Genomic DNA, 14602 nt, shown 5'->3' on the forward strand with positions numbered 1-14602 from the left:
CGGTGCTTTCCCTAGGTCGGGTGCGGCAGGCTTTTTGCACACTGCAACCATGAGTGCCCGTTATCACGCGCCTGCTGTGGCGTATGAATTTGACCGGCCTGGCTGGGCCGGGTGGGCGTTGCTGCTGTCATGGGCGGTTCTGGTGGTCGCGCTGGGTGGCTGGTGTCAGGCTGCGCATTGGCACCACACTTCATTGGTGATGAGTGGCGGGGTCTTGCTGCTTGCGGCTCTATTGCTGATCGCGCAATGGCGCAATTGGCCAAAGGGTAGCCTGCTATGGAATGGTGAGCATTGGCAGCTGAGGCTTGATCCGCAGGAACAAATGCCTGAGCAGTCTGTGCAATTGAGGCCGGGCCTGGATGGTGGAAGCTGGCTGTGGCTGAGTGTTTCTGATCAATTCCCAGTGCAGTCCTTTAAACACAAGCGCAAGGTGCTATGGATTTTGATGCGGCAGCAGCACAGCCCTGTGCGGTGGGGCGACTTGCGGCGTGCGGTATATTCTTCGGTCGTGCTGCTGGCAGAGCAGGGCTAGAGCCCGCGCCGGTTATGGCAGCACGTCGCTTGGCCATTCATGACACCTCCCGATTTCCCCACACCTTCTGCTGACAGCGATCTGGCTCTGGTTGAGCGCGCAAACGCTGGCGATACGCGGGCCTTTGAACTGCTGGTCATCAAATACCAGCGCCGCATCGAGCGGCTGGTGGGTCGCATGGTGCGCGATGTAGATATCGTGCAGGACATTACCCAGGAAACCTTTATCCGGGCCTACAAGGCACTGCACCAGTTCCGCGGAGAGGCTCAGTTCTATACCTGGCTGTACCGTATTGCGGTCAATACGGCCAAGAAAACGCTGATGGAAATGCACCGCTCGCCGGTGATTACCGAGAGCGCGTTACACACTGGGGACGACGATGATGAAACTTCTTCGTTCGGACGAGAACTAACTACCCAGGAAACCCCGGAAACCGTGCTGGCTGCGCAGGAAATTGCGCAGGCCGTCAACGCGGCGATGGAGGCTTTGCCCGAGGATTTGCGCCAGGCAGTCACGCTGCGCGAGATCGAAGGGCTGAGCTACGAAGAAATTTCGCAGGCCATGGATTGCCCCATTGGCACGGTGCGTTCGCGCATCTTTAGGGCACGCGAGGCGATCTCCGCGAGGGTTAAACCTCTGCTGGATCGCCAGGGTGGAAAGCGGTGGTAGGACATGCAAGACGAGCAGGTGAACTTCATGAATGACGATCTGATCAAACGCGAGCATCTTTCGGCTCTGGTGGATGGCGAGGCAGCCTCTGTGAACATGCAGACGGTGCTGTCTTTCGCGGAAAGTGACGAAGGCCAGCAGTCCTGGCGCATGTATCACCTCATTGGTGATGTGCTGCGCTCGCCCGAACTGGCCCATCACAGCAGCCGCGACATTCTGAGCGGCGTGCGTGCCCACATGGCCAAGGAGCCGATTCGCGGTATTGAACTGCCCGGAATCAGCGCCGAGTCGTCCAGCAGCCTGCAGCAAGGCGAGCTGGGGCAGATTGCTGCAGCCGATGCCGCTCAGGGCAAGCGTCTGGGCAATGGCGCCAATGTGGTTTCCATGCCCGCGCGTCAGGCGGCCAATGCATCCGTGTTTCGCTGGAAGATGGCTGCTGGCTTTGCCTCTGTCGCTGCCGTCGCGGCGGTAGGCTGGGGCGCCATGGTGGCTGGCGGCAGTTTTACGGGCCGCCAGGGCTCTCAGCTGGCATTGGCAACACCCAGCGCAGTGGTGGCCGCTGCAGCTCCTGTGAACAGTGCCAACAGTGGCAATAGCGCAGCTCCCATCTCGGTCAATACACTGGCCGCTTTGCCTGCTGCCGGCCAGGATGCAGAAATTCCGCTGGGCGCCGATGCGCAGTCGTCTTCCGTGGTGGCGGTGGCTGGCCCCAACGGTCAGACCGTGATGCTGCGCGATGCACGCCTTGATGAGCTGCTGGCAGCCCATCCCCAGTACAGCAGCGCCCCCAATCTGCAAATGCCAGCTAGCTTTTTGCGCAATGCCAGCTTTGCAACGGCCACACGTCATTGAGCAGGCTTGAAAAGTTCAAGCTTTTTAGCTCTCTAACGCATATTTAGATTGCGCTTTCAGCTATTGATTTTGAAGTGATTGCCCTCAGTTGCAAATCAGCAGTTTGCGCTGCGGGCGACTGTCTTTGGGCGCGGCTTTGTCAGAATGCAAGCTTTGAATCACGCATTTCCGGAAATCTTCAGACGAATTGAACAGGGAACAAGAACGATGCGAACACCTTCCTGGATGATGCTCCGCACCACCGCTGTTGCCAGCGCCATGGCAGTCGCTGCGCTGGCAGGCTTGGCCATGCTGCCTGCCGCAGCGGCTCACGCACAGAGCACAGCTGCTGCACGAGGGTTGCCTGACTTTACGGATCTGGTGGACCAGGTCGGTCCCTCGGTCGTGAATATTCGTACGCTGGAGAAAGTGTCGAACAACGCGGGCGACTCTCTGGGCATGGATGAAGACATGCTGGAGTTCTTCCGCCGCTTTGGTCTGCCTGTGCCCAATGTGCCGCGTCAGCGCTCGCCGCGTGGCTCGCAGTCTGAGGAAGAGCAGCCTCGCGGCGTAGGCTCTGGCTTCATCCTGACCGGCGATGGCTATGTGATGACCAACGCCCACGTGGTGGAAGGGGCAGACGAGGTCATCGTCACCCTGACCGACAAGCGTGAATTCAAGGCCAAGATCGTCGGTGCCGACAAGCGCACCGACGTGGCCGTGGTCAAGATTGACGCCAAGAACCTGCCCGCCGTGAAAATTGGCGACGTCAGCAAGCTGCGCGTGGGTGAATGGGTGATGGCCATTGGTTCGCCCTTTGGCCTGGAGAACTCGGTGACGGCTGGCATCGTTTCGGCCAAGCAGCGCGATACGGGTGACTATCTGCCCTTTATCCAGACCGATGTAGCCATCAACCCCGGTAACTCGGGTGGCCCGCTGATCAATATGCGTGGCGAAGTGGTGGGCATCAACAGCCAGATTTACTCGCGCTCGGGTGGTTTCATGGGTATCAGCTTTGCGATTCCCGTGGATGAGGCCATTCGCGTCAGCGACCAGTTGCGTGCATCTGGCAAGGTTACGCGTGGCCGCATTGGTGTGCAGATTGGCCCGGTGACCAAGGATGTGGCCGAATCCATTGGCCTTGGCAAGGCCGAAGGTGCGCTGGTGTCTGCGGTGGAGCCTGATTCCCCCGCAGCCAAGGCCGGTGTCGAAGCGGGTGACGTCATCACCAAATTTGAAGGCAAGACCATCGAGAAGGTCTCCGACCTGCCGCGCCTGGTGGGCAATACCAAGCCTGGCACCAAGAGCACCATCACCGTGCTGCGCCGCGGCAAGCTCAAGGATTTGAGCATGGTGATTGCCGAAGTGCCTGGCGACGAGGCCGCAGCCAAGGCCAAGCCTGGCAGCGATAGCAGCAAGTCATCGCAGGGCTCTCTGGAAAACAAGTCTTTGGGCCTGACGCTGGGCGAGCTGACTGCTGCACAGAAGAAGGAACTGTCCGTCAAGGGGGGCGTGCGCGTGATGGCGGCAACCGATGCTGCTGCGCGAGCAGGCCTGCGCGAGGGCGATGTCATCCTGCAACTGGCCAATGCCGAGGTCACCGATCTCAAGAGCTTTGAGGCGGCCTGGGCCAAGGCCGACAAGGCCAAGCCCGTGAATGTGCTGGTGCGCCGTGGCGACTGGGCGCAATACGTGCTGATTCGCCCTTCCAAATAAGCAGGCTGAAAAGAGAGCCGAAAACCAACAGGTCTTGTGCGCATTTCACGATCTGGAATGCCCGCAAGACCTGTCCCCGTCAGTGACCCTATGCCATTGGGTAGAATCCAACGCAAATGCATGGTGGTTGGACGCAAAAAAGCCGCGCTTACAAGCGGTTTTCAAGCGGTGCAAAAGCCCTTGCAATCTCCGGCTGCTGATGGGTAACAAGCATTTTCGGGTTTGTGGATAAATTATTGATAAATGAATTCGGAAATCACAAACCAGAACTTGTCAAGCCTTGCTGGGTCTTGGTTTGCGGCTAGTTTTGCCTACAATGAAGTCCCAACTATCGCAGTTGCCAGAGATTGTTGGTTAAGGGCGCGCCGCTGAAGGTCGCGCCCTTTTTTCTTGCCCCGTCGAGCCACTGTTTTTTCAATTCCAAGCTGTTCTTCTCGTTGATGAATCACATCCGTAATTTCTCCATCATTGCGCACATTGACCATGGCAAGTCCACGCTGGCGGACCGCCTGATCCAGCGCTGCGGCGGTCTCGCCGAGCGCGATATGGAAGCCCAGGTGCTCGACTCGATGGACATCGAGAAAGAGCGCGGCATCACCATCAAGGCCCAGACAGCGGCCCTGCAGTACAAGGCCAAGGACGGTAAGGTCTACAACCTGAACCTGATCGACACCCCCGGCCACGTGGACTTCTCGTACGAAGTCTCGCGTTCGCTGTCGGCCTGCGAAGGCGGCTTGCTGGTGGTGGACGCATCGCAAGGTGTGGAAGCCCAGACCGTGGCCAACTGCTACACCGCGCTGGACCTGGGCGTGGAAGTGTTTGCCGTTTTGAACAAGATGGATCTGCCCCAGGCCGACCCAGAAAACGCCAAGGCCGAGATCGAAGACGTGATCGGCATTGACGCCAGCGACGCCATTCCCTGCTCGGCCAAGACCGGCATGGGGATTGACGAGATCCTGGAAGCCATCGTGGCCAAGGTGCCGGCCCCCAAGGGCAACCCCGACGGCCCGCTGCGCGCCATGATCGTGGACAGCTGGTTCGACCCCTATGTGGGCGTCGTGATGCTGGTGCGCGTGGTCGATGGCGAGCTCAAGAAGAACGAGCGCTTCAAGATGATGGCTACGGGCGCTGCCTATGAAGCCAACAACATCGGCGTGTTCACCCCCGCCAACTCGCCGCGCGATGCGCTCAAGGCGGGCGAAGTGGGCTACATCATTGCCGGTATCAAGGAATTGAAGGCCGCCAAGGTGGGTGACACCATCACGCTGGAAAAGAAGCTGCCCAACAACTTGGGCCCCGCCGAGAAGCCACTGCCAGGTTTTAAGGAAGTAAAGCCTCAGGTGTTTGCGGGTCTGTACCCCACAGAGGCCTCCGAATACGACCAGCTGCGCGATGCGCTGGAAAAGCTGCAGCTCAACGACGCAGCGCTGCAGTTCGAGCCTGAAGTCTCGCAGGCACTGGGCTTTGGCTTCCGCTGCGGCTTCCTGGGTCTGCTGCACATGGAAATCGTGCAGGAGCGCCTGGAACGCGAGTTCGACCAGGACCTGATCACCACCGCGCCTAGCGTGGTCTACCAGGTTATCAAGGGCGACGGCGAGCTGATCGACGTGGAGAACCCTTCCAAGATGCCGGACGTGGGCCGCATCCAGGAAATCCGCGAGCCTATCGTCACGGTGCACCTGTACATGCCGCAAGACTATGTGGGCCCGGTGATGACGCTGGCCAACCAGAAGCGCGGTGTGCAGATGAATATGCAGTACCACGGCCGCCAGGTCATGTTGACCTATGAGATGCCGCTGGGCGAAATCGTGCTGGACTTCTTTGACAAGCTCAAATCGGTCTCGCGCGGCTATGCGTCTATGGACTATGAGTTCAAGGAGTACCGCGCTTCCGACGTGGTGAAGGTCGACATTTTGCTCAACGGCGAGAAGGTGGACGCGCTGTCCATCATCGTCCACCGCTCGCAGTCCGTGTACCGCGGCCGTGCCGTGGTGGCCAAGATGCGTGAAATCATCAGCCGCCAGATGTTTGACGTGGCGATTCAGGCCGCCATTGGTGCCAACATCATCGCCCGCGAAACCGTCAAGGCCATGCGCAAGAACGTGCTGGCCAAGTGCTACGGCGGTGACATCACACGTAAGCGCAAGCTGCTCGAAAAGCAGAAGGCCGGTAAGAAGCGCATGAAGCAGATTGGCTCGGTGGAAGTGCCGCAGGAAGCCTTCCTGGCCATTTTGCAAGTGGAGGATTGATGCAAGTCATGCAATGGATTACAGCTGCCGTGCTGGCAGCTTTTGTGGGCTATATCGCAGCCTGGTACACCGGCTCCATCGAAGGCAACTTCGCACTGCTGCTGTTTCTGGCCACGGTGGTGACTGGCGGCTACTGGCTGGCCGAGCGCTTCATCTTCTTGCCCAAGCGCCGCGCTGCAGCGGCTGCGCTGGAGCAGGCCGCTGTTGAGCGCCGCGCCGAGCTGGATCGCATGGGCATTGCCAAGACGGATATCGAAGTCTCGGCAGACGCCAAGGACCGCATCCTCATGCAGCCCTGGTGGCTGGACTGGACGGCGGGCCTGTTCCCGGTGATTGCCATCGTGTTCGTGCTGCGCTCGTTTCTGTTCGAGCCCTTCAAGATTCCTTCGGGCTCCATGATTCCGACGTTGATGGTGGGCGACCTGATTCTGGTCAACAAGTTCACCTATGGTATTCGCCTGCCCGTGATCAACAAGAAGATCACCGAGGGCAACAAGCCCCAGCGCGGCGATGTGATGGTGTTTCGCTATCCTCCCCAGCCCACGCTGGACTACATCAAGCGTGTGGTCGGTGTGCCCGGCGACGAAGTGGCTTACATCAACAAGCGCCTGACCATCAATGGCAAGGAACTGTCCACCCGCGAGCTGCCCGATTTTCTGGACCGCGACGTGATGCGCTACTTCAAGCAGTTTGAGGAAACGCTGGGCGAGCAGCCACACCGCGCCATCGTCAACAGCGATGTGCCCGCCTTCATTCAGGGTGCCAGCAATTTCGAGTTCAAGGAAAACTGCCGCTACAGCGTTGAGGGTGTGAGCTGCAAGGTGCCCGAGGGCTATTACTTCATGATGGGCGACAACCGCGATAACTCGCTGGATTCGCGCTACTGGGGTTTTGTGCCTGACAAGAACATCGTGGGCAAGGCCTTCTTTGTCTGGATGAACTTTGGTGATCTCAGCCGCATTGGCCGCTTTCACTAAAGCCTGGGATTGAGTTCGTTCGTTTTCTGGAATGCGCGGGCAGAGACATGCCCGCCTTGGAGGAAAGAAAAGTATGAAAAATCTTGCATCGCGCTCGCGTCAACGTGGCCTGTCCTTTATCGGTCTGGTGTTTCTGGTGGCCATCCTGGTCGCGGTGGTGGGGATTGGCGCACAATCGTTGCCTGTCCTGCTGGAGTACCAGGCCATCACCAAGGCAGCCAGCAAGGCTGCCGCTGAGGGCAATACCGTCGCCGAAGTCAAGGCCAGTTTTGACCGTTCGGCCGCCATTGACGACATCAAATCCATCACCGGTGCCGACCTACAGGTGACCAAAGTCAATGACAAAGTCGTTGCGGGCTTTGAATATTCCCGTGACATTCATCTGGTAGGCCCGGCCTACCTTGTTTACCGTTTCAAGAAATAGACCTTTCAGGTGGAACCTGCTCTAGTCGCACTGCAGCAAAGGCTGCAACACCCATTTGCCAATCCGGCTTTGCTGCAGCGTGCTGTCACGCACCGCAGCTTTTCGGCCGACAACAACGAGCGCCTGGAGTTTCTGGGTGACTCGGTGCTGAGTCTGGCCATCTCCAGCCTGCTGTATGCCAAGCTGGAATCCATGCCCGAAGGCGATCTCTCGCGCGTTCGGGCCAATCTTGTCAAGGAAGGCACCTTGCACAAGATTGCGTTGAAACTGCAACTGCCTGAGCTGCTGCGTCTGGGCGAGGGTGAATCCAAGTCCGGCGGCAAACAGCGCCCCTCCATCCTGGCTGACGCGGTGGAAGCCCTGATCGGCGCTGTGTATCTGGATGCTGGCTTTACGGCTGGCGAAAAAGTCGTTCACCACCTCTTTGAGGGCGTGGACATCAATCCCCACATGCGCGCGGCGGACAAAGATCCAAAAACCGCACTGCAGGAGTTGTTGCAAGGCAAGCGCATGAAGCTGCCGCAATACGATGTGGTGGAAATCACCGGCGCTGCGCACAAGCAGACCTTCAAGGTTCAGTGCACAGTGGCCGAATGGAATATCAGCGCCCAAGGCGAGGGAGCCTCCCGTCGCATCGGCGAACAGGCAGCTGCGGCTGCCGTGCTGGAAAAATTGAAAGCCAAAAAACCATGACCGATGCTGCTAAGAAAAAGATAGCAGGCACCGCAGGTGCAGCAACCGCCAAGGGCCCTAAGGGCCCCAAAGCTGTTACTACAGACATTAGCGATCCCAGCCTGGACTACATCAGCCGGATGCTGGCCGCTGCCAAGCCCGGCAGCGCTCCCACTGCTATTCGCGATCAGGAAGAAGAAGCGCCTGCCCGCGTCTATGTGCCCGAAGAGCAGCGCTGCGGCCTGATCGCCATCGTGGGCAAGCCCAATGTGGGCAAGTCCACGCTGATGAACGCGCTGGTGGGGCAGAAGATCTCCATCACCTCGCGCAAGGCGCAGACCACGCGCCACCGCATTACCGGTATCCGCACCAAGGATGAAACGCAGTTCGTCTTTGTGGATACCCCCGGTTTCCAGACCAAGCACTCCACGGCGCTGAACAAGTCTTTGAACAAGACCGTGATGGGTGCGATTGGCGATGTGGACCTGATCTTGTTCGTGGTGGAAGCCGGCAGCTTCACCCTGGCCGACGCCAAGGTGCTGAGTCTGTTCAAGCCAGGCATTCCCACGCTGCTGATTGCTAACAAGCTGGACACCGTGGGCCGCCGCCAGGAAATCGCCCCCTGGCTCAAGGACATGCAAGAGCGCCATCCTTTTGCCGAGTTTGTGCCCATGTCGGCCAAGAACAAAAAGGATATCGAGCGCATGTTCGGCATCTGCTCCAAGTACCTGCCACAGCAGCCCTGGTTCTATGGGCAGGACGAGCTGACCGACCGCAGCGAGAAATTCCTCGCCGCAGAAACCGTGCGTGAAAAGCTGTTCCGCTTCACCGGCGACGAGCTGCCCTACACCTCTACCGTGGTGATCGACAAGTTCGAAGAAGAGCCTAGCCCCAAGTTTGGCCGCTTCATGCGCATTGCCGCCACCATCGTGGTTGAGCGCGATGGCCACAAGGCCATGGTGATTGGCCAGGGTGGCGAGCGTCTCAAGCGTATCAGCACCGAAGCCCGTCAGGAGCTGGAAAAGATTCTGGACGCCAAGGTGTTCCTGGAAGTCTGGGTCAAGGTCAAGTCCGGCTGGGCCGATGATGAGGCTCGCGTCAAATCCTTCGGATATGAATAAGTGACCCCCACGCTCACGCACTGCGTGTGCTCGCTGCCCCCCGAGGGGGCCCTGACCCGGCTTCGGCCGGGTTTTGCCTTGGGGCGGCCCGGCGGCAAAACAGCCTTGTCCCAGCATCAGCTGCCAGCTGGAGCATTGCATGGCTAATGCCAAACGCGTCGGTGAAGAACCCGCCTACATCCTCCATCAGTACGACTGGAGTGAATCCAGCCTGATTCTGGAGGTGTTCACGCGCCATCGCGGGCGGGTGGCGCTGGCGGCCAAGGGCGTCAAGCGCCACACCTCCAACTTCCGCCCCGTGCTGCTGCCGCTGCAGCCGCTCAAGCTCAGCTACACACTGGGTGCGGAAGGCAATGCCGAGATTCACACCCTTAAGGGCGCGGAATGGGTGGGCGGCCATGTCATGCCGCAGGGCGATGCGCTGTGGTCTGGCATGTACCTGAACGAGCTGCTGCTGCGCCTGCTGGCGCGTGACGATCCGTATGCCGCACTGTTCGATATCTATGCCGGTGTGGTGCGCGTGCTGGCGGGTCAGCATGGCAACACCAACGATGCGATCGAGCCTGTGCTGCGCGCCTTCGAGCTGGTGCTGCTGCGCGAGCTGGGCCACCTGCCCGATCTGACGCAGGAAAGCACCACACTCAGCAATGTGCAGGCGGTTGTGCGCTACACCCTGGTGTCGGATGGCGGTCTGCGTCAGGCATCAAGCTACGAGCGCGCTGCGCTGACGGGGGAGCAGTGGCGCAGCATAGAGCTGGCATTGCAAGCCGATCAGCCTTTTCCCCGAACCCTGAATGCCCTGGCCGAGCCTGATGTGGCTCAGGCCCTGAAGCCGCAATTGCGCAACCTTCTGCAATACCATTGCGGCTCAACCATGCTGCGCACCCGCCAGCTGATGATGGATCTGCAATCGCTATGAAACCCTCTGCTTCCCCGCGCACTGCGCTCTCGGTCAATGTCAACAAGGTGGCGCTGCTGCGCAATACCCGGCATCTGGGTATTCCGTCCGTGACGCGAGCGGCGCAGATCTGTCTGGAAGCTGGGGCGCAGGGCATCACCATTCACCCCCGTCCTGATGAGCGCCATATTCGCGCTCAGGATGTGTTTGAGCTGCATGAACTGCTCAAGAGCTGGCCCAAGGCCGAGTTCAACATCGAGGGCAACCCCACGCAGAACCTGATGGATTTCATCCGCCAGACGCGCCCGCACCAGGCCACGTTTGTGCCTGATAGCGAAGACCAGTTCACCAGCGACCATGGCTGGACCTTCCCGCAGGATGCAGAACGCCTCAAGCCCCTGATTGACGAATGCAAGCAGCTTGGTGTGCGCGTCAGCTTGTTCATGGACCCTATTCCTGAACAAATGGCAGCCGCCAAGGCCGTGGGTGCCGACCGCGTGGAGCTGTACACCGAGCCTTTTGCCGCCAACTGGGGCAAGGCTGAGCAAGAGCAGCAACTGCAAAGCTATGCCGCCGCCGCGCAAGCTGCGCTGGATGCGGGCCTGGGCATCAACGCAGGCCACGATCTGAACCGCGACAATCTGGCCGCTTTTGTGGCCCGCGTGCCCGGTCTGGCTGAAGTCTCCATTGGCCACGCCCTGATTGCCGATGCGCTGGAGCTGGGCTATGCCGAAACCGTCAAGGCCTATCAGGTTTGCATTGACGCAGGCATGGCGCAGAAGTAAATACGGAAGCATTCCTGAAAAGATAGCTGCTAGCGCTTGATGGATAAGTGCTGGAGGTCTGTTTTTCTATAAGGAGTCATAGATGATTTACGGCATTGGCACCGATATCTGCGATGTGCGCCGCATCCGCGCCAGCCTGGAAAAGCATGGCGAGCGCTTTGCGCTCAAGGTGCTGGCTGAGGGCGAAATCGCCACCTGGAAGGCCCGCAGCGCACGCTGGCCCGAGCGCGGCATTCGCTATCTGGCCACGCGCTTTTCGGCCAAGGAAGCGTTCAGCAAGGCCGTCGGTATGGGCATGCGCATGCCCATGACCTGGCGCCACTGCGAAGTCATCAAACTGCCCAGCGGCCAGCCTGCGATTCGCCTGCATGGTGAACTCAAGGAATGGTTTGAGCAAAACAATCTGACGGCGCACTTGTCCGTCACAGATGAATCTGATTACGCAGCCAGCTTCTGCATTGTAGAGCGAAAAGAGTGAAATTGGTCTGTAGCGCTTGATAGATAAGCGCAATCAGCTATCAAATTTGAATCAAACATCATGAGCATGCACGCCCCTCTCATCATTGATATTGCAGGCACATCGCTGACCGATGTGGACCGCCAGCGTCTGGCCCATCCGCTGGTGGGCGGCATCATCCTGTTCAAGCGCAACTGGGAAGACCGCAGCGCGCTGGTGCAGTTGTGCGCGGACATCAAGGCGGTCAAGCCTGATCTGCTGATCTGTGTGGACCACGAAGGCGGGCGCGTGCAGCGTTTCCGTACCGATGGCTTCACCCACATCCCGCCCATGCGCGCCTTTGGCGAGATGTGGATGGACGATGGCGTGGGTAAGAAATACCGCGAAGGCAGCGGCGCCATGCGTGCCATGAACGCGGCCACGGCTGCAGGCTATGTGCTGGGTACTGAGCTGCGCGCCTGCGGTGTGGACTTCAGCTTCACGCCCGTGCTGGATCTGGACTATGGCGAATCCTCCGTCATTGGCGACCGCAGCTTCCACCGCGACCCACGCGTGGTGGCGGCGCTGGCCAAGAGTCTGATGCATGGTCTGCTGCAAGCCGGCATGGGCAACTGTGGCAAACACTTCCCCGGCCACGGCTTTGTCAAGGCGGATTCTCACGTCGATATTCCCGTGGATAAGCGTAGCCTGAATGCCATCCTCGACGAAGATGCCGCGCCGTACCCGTGGCTGTCCAGCGTGCTCACCGCCGTCATGCCAGCGCATGTGATCTACCCCAAGGTGGACAAGCGCCCTGCAGGCTTTAGCGAGAAATGGCTCAAGGACATTCTGCGCAGCCGCCTGCGCTATGACGGCGCCATCTTCAGCGACGACCTGAGCATGGAAGGCGCACGCCGCATCAATGGCCAACTCATCAGCTACACCGAAGCGGCTCTGGAAGCGCTGAACGCCGGCTGCGACATGGTGCTGCTGTGCAATCAGAGCCTGGGCTTTGGCGAGCATGTGGACCAACTGCTCGACGGCATGGATGCCGCGCTGCGCGATGGCCGCTGGGTGCCCGATGAAGACAGCGAATCGCGCCGCGTCTCGCTGCTGCCCGATACCGAACCTCAGGCCTGGGATGACCTGATGCTGCAGCCCGCCTATCTGCAGGCGCTGGATCAACTGCCCTGATGCAGTCGTTGCTGCTCCGTGAACAGAAGAGGCCTGAGGGCCTCTTTTTTGTTTTTGCGCTTCAAAATAACCAATTTCAGTGAGTTACTTTTTGTAGGAGGTGGGTCATTCTTCCCGGGTTGCCTGCGCGCAACCTGTCCAAGTCAAGGAAGAAGTCCATGTCCAGATCATCCAAACAGCCGTCCATGTGGGCTCAAACCTGGGGGCTGATTCGCCCGTATTTCTGGGAATCCCCTCAACGTTTTTCCGCCCTGGTACTGATTGGCGCAGTGTTGGGCTTGTCGGTGTTCAGCAGTTGGTGGCAAGCAAGGCTGGTGGGCTGGACGGGAGCCAAGACCAATGCCTTGCAAAGTAAAAACAGTGAGCAGTTCTATGCACTGCTGCCCGATTTTTTCTGGCTTGCCCTAGTGTTTATTGTGGCGCTGGTGATGACCTTCTACCTGACCGAGGTGCTGGAAATTCGTTGGCGTCGCTGGTTTACCAGGAAATTATTGGCGCGTTGGTTTGAGCATCGTGCCTTCTATCAGCTGGAACTGATGCGCAATATGCCGGATCAGGCCGCGCCGGATAATCCCGATCAACGTATTCACGAGGATGTGCAGAAATTCGTGAAGATGAGCTGTGATCTGGCGAGAGGCTTTACGCTTTCGCTGGCTATGCTGGTCTCATTTGGCTGGGTACTTGTCGGTGTGGATGATGGAGCGGATCTCCATATTGGCGGGCAGGCAATCAATATCCCGGGTTTCATGCTATGGGTGGCGTTGCTGTATTGCGGGGCAGGCACGCTGGTCACTTACTGGCTGGGCAAGGCGCTCAAACGCATGAATTTTGAGCTGCAAAGGCGCGAAGCGCACTTTCGCTATCACATGGCGCGTGTGCGTGATAACGCCGAAGCGATTGCGCTTGATCGGGCGCAGGAGGTTGAGCATTTCCAGCTGGATAACAAACTCAATGCCCTGTTGGAGAGCAAATACGCCTTGGTCAAACGAGAGACGCGTTTGACATGGTTTACCAATTTCTTCAATAACCTGTCTGCCCTGTTTCCATATCTGGTACTAGCCGAGCGCTATTTCGGTGGCCATATCTCCATGGGGACCCTGGCAGAGGTGAGCATGGCGTTTGGCATAGTGCAGGGTGCACTGTCTTGGTTCATCAGCAACTTCACTACTTTGGCCGAGTGGCGCGCATCGGCGCAGCGCCTGGCCGAGCTTGAAGCCGCTTTGCAGCGAACGGGTGACGCATCAGAGCTGACGCATGAGGCAGTGGATTCGCATGTGGCAGTAGAGGGGCTGGAGTTGCGATTGCCCGCAGGCCAAGTGCTTTTGCGTGATGTTGCTGCCCGCATCAATGCAGGCTGCAATGTGCTGATAGGCGGCCCTTCTGGCAGTGGCAAGTCCACTTTGCTCCGGGCGCTGTCCGGCATCTGGCCCTTTGCCAAAGGGCATGTCAGCTTGCCGGGCAATGTGATGTTTATCCCGCAGCAGCCTTATTTCCCCGAAGGGCGCCTGCGTGATGCTTTGGCTTACCCATCCCGGGCAGAAAACTACTCCGACGCTCAGTTGGCAGAAGCTTTGGAGTTGGCGGGGTTGCCCGCACTGCAGGCGCGGCTGGATGACTTTGAGGCCTGGCAAAGCTTGCTGTCCGGTGGTGAACGCCAGCGCCTTGCGGCCGCGCGTGTTTTGCTCAAACAGCCTGCATGGGTGATTGCCGATGAGGCTTCCAGCGCGCTGGACAACGCCTCGGAAGCACGGGTCTATGAGGCCTTGACCCAGATGGCGAAGCGCAATGGCGGTGCGGTGATTTCTGTGGCGCACCGCGATAGCGTGCGCAAGTATCACGACCAAGTCTGGCAGATTGAGCCACAGCGGCATGGGCTTGACCTGCGGCCCATGGAGTGAGCACCAAGGTCTTGCGGATCACCTCCATGTACAAGGGTGCCCATGGAAACCCTTATTTATTTTTTCAAACGAAGACAGTTTTGAATAGTTAAAAAAGTAAGCACTTGCAACCTTAAATCTTTAAGATTCACAGGGTTGGAAGCGTTTATGAACACATTTAAACATTTAGTATCAAATAAAGGAAGCCTGAAATTCTGCCT

14 protein-coding genes are annotated in these 14602 nt (G+C 58.8%); all 14 read left to right on the forward strand.

Annotation, left to right across the window (positions count from 1 at the left end; all coding sequences use genetic code 11):
• The first annotated feature begins 49 nt into the window (after positions 1-49).
• A complete protein-coding gene (locus tag JDW18_RS05435) occupies positions 50-532 on the forward strand; it encodes a hypothetical protein (RefSeq protein ID WP_218242684.1) in 483 nt (160 codons plus the stop codon).
• 39 nt (positions 533-571) lie between these two features.
• A complete protein-coding gene (rpoE, locus tag JDW18_RS05440) occupies positions 572-1201 on the forward strand; it encodes an RNA polymerase sigma factor RpoE (protein WP_218242685.1) in 630 nt (209 codons plus the stop codon).
• Positions 1202-1228: 27 nt separating this feature from the next.
• Positions 1229-2053, forward strand: coding sequence for a sigma-E factor negative regulatory protein (locus JDW18_RS05445; protein WP_218242686.1), 825 nt, complete (start codon positions 1229-1231; stop codon positions 2051-2053).
• A 207-nt stretch (positions 2054-2260) separates the two neighbouring features.
• Positions 2261-3748 (forward strand): DegQ family serine endoprotease, encoded by a 1488-nt coding sequence (locus tag JDW18_RS05450; protein WP_218242687.1) that lies wholly within the window; start codon positions 2261-2263, stop codon positions 3746-3748.
• Positions 3749-4188: 440 nt separating this feature from the next.
• Positions 4189-5997 (forward strand): translation elongation factor 4, encoded by a 1809-nt coding sequence (lepA, locus tag JDW18_RS05455; protein ID WP_218242688.1) that lies wholly within the window; start codon positions 4189-4191, stop codon positions 5995-5997.
• Positions 5997-6974 carry a signal peptidase I gene (lepB, locus tag JDW18_RS05460; RefSeq protein ID WP_218242689.1) on the forward strand — a complete coding sequence of 326 codons (978 nt, stop codon included), beginning with the start codon at positions 5997-5999 and terminating at the stop codon, positions 6972-6974. Before lepA ends, lepB begins: the two co-directional genes overlap by 1 nt.
• Positions 6975-7047: 73 nt before the next feature.
• On the forward strand, positions 7048-7398 hold the full coding sequence (locus JDW18_RS05465) for a DUF4845 domain-containing protein (RefSeq protein WP_218242690.1): 351 nt from the start codon (positions 7048-7050) through the stop codon (positions 7396-7398).
• Between the two features lie 9 nt (positions 7399-7407).
• Positions 7408-8091 (forward strand): ribonuclease III, encoded by a 684-nt coding sequence (gene rnc / locus JDW18_RS05470; RefSeq protein WP_218242691.1) that lies wholly within the window; start codon positions 7408-7410, stop codon positions 8089-8091.
• Positions 8088-9191 carry a GTPase Era gene (era, locus tag JDW18_RS05475; protein ID WP_218242692.1) on the forward strand — a complete coding sequence of 368 codons (1104 nt, stop codon included), beginning with the start codon at positions 8088-8090 and terminating at the stop codon, positions 9189-9191. Before rnc ends, era begins: the two co-directional genes overlap by 4 nt.
• A gap of 139 nt (positions 9192-9330) precedes the next feature.
• Positions 9331-10110 (forward strand): DNA repair protein RecO, encoded by a 780-nt coding sequence (gene recO / locus JDW18_RS05480; protein WP_218242693.1) that lies wholly within the window; start codon positions 9331-9333, stop codon positions 10108-10110.
• Positions 10107-10874 carry a pyridoxine 5'-phosphate synthase gene (locus tag JDW18_RS05485; RefSeq protein WP_218242694.1) on the forward strand — a complete coding sequence of 256 codons (768 nt, stop codon included), beginning with the start codon at positions 10107-10109 and terminating at the stop codon, positions 10872-10874. Before recO ends, JDW18_RS05485 begins: the two co-directional genes overlap by 4 nt.
• Before the next feature lie 82 nt (positions 10875-10956).
• Positions 10957-11352 (forward strand): holo-ACP synthase, encoded by a 396-nt coding sequence (acpS, locus tag JDW18_RS05490; RefSeq protein ID WP_218242695.1) that lies wholly within the window; start codon positions 10957-10959, stop codon positions 11350-11352.
• A 60-nt stretch (positions 11353-11412) separates the two neighbouring features.
• Positions 11413-12504, forward strand: coding sequence for a beta-N-acetylhexosaminidase (nagZ, locus tag JDW18_RS05495; protein ID WP_218242696.1), 1092 nt, complete (start codon positions 11413-11415; stop codon positions 12502-12504).
• 158 nt (positions 12505-12662) lie between these two features.
• Positions 12663-14402, forward strand: coding sequence for an ABC transporter ATP-binding protein/permease (locus tag JDW18_RS05500; protein ID WP_218242697.1), 1740 nt, complete (start codon positions 12663-12665; stop codon positions 14400-14402).
• Positions 14403-14602 lie beyond the last annotated feature (200 nt).

It is taken from the genome of Comamonas fluminis (genome assembly GCF_019186805.1).
Taxonomy (GTDB): Bacteria; Pseudomonadota; Gammaproteobacteria; order Burkholderiales; family Burkholderiaceae_C; genus Comamonas; species Comamonas fluminis.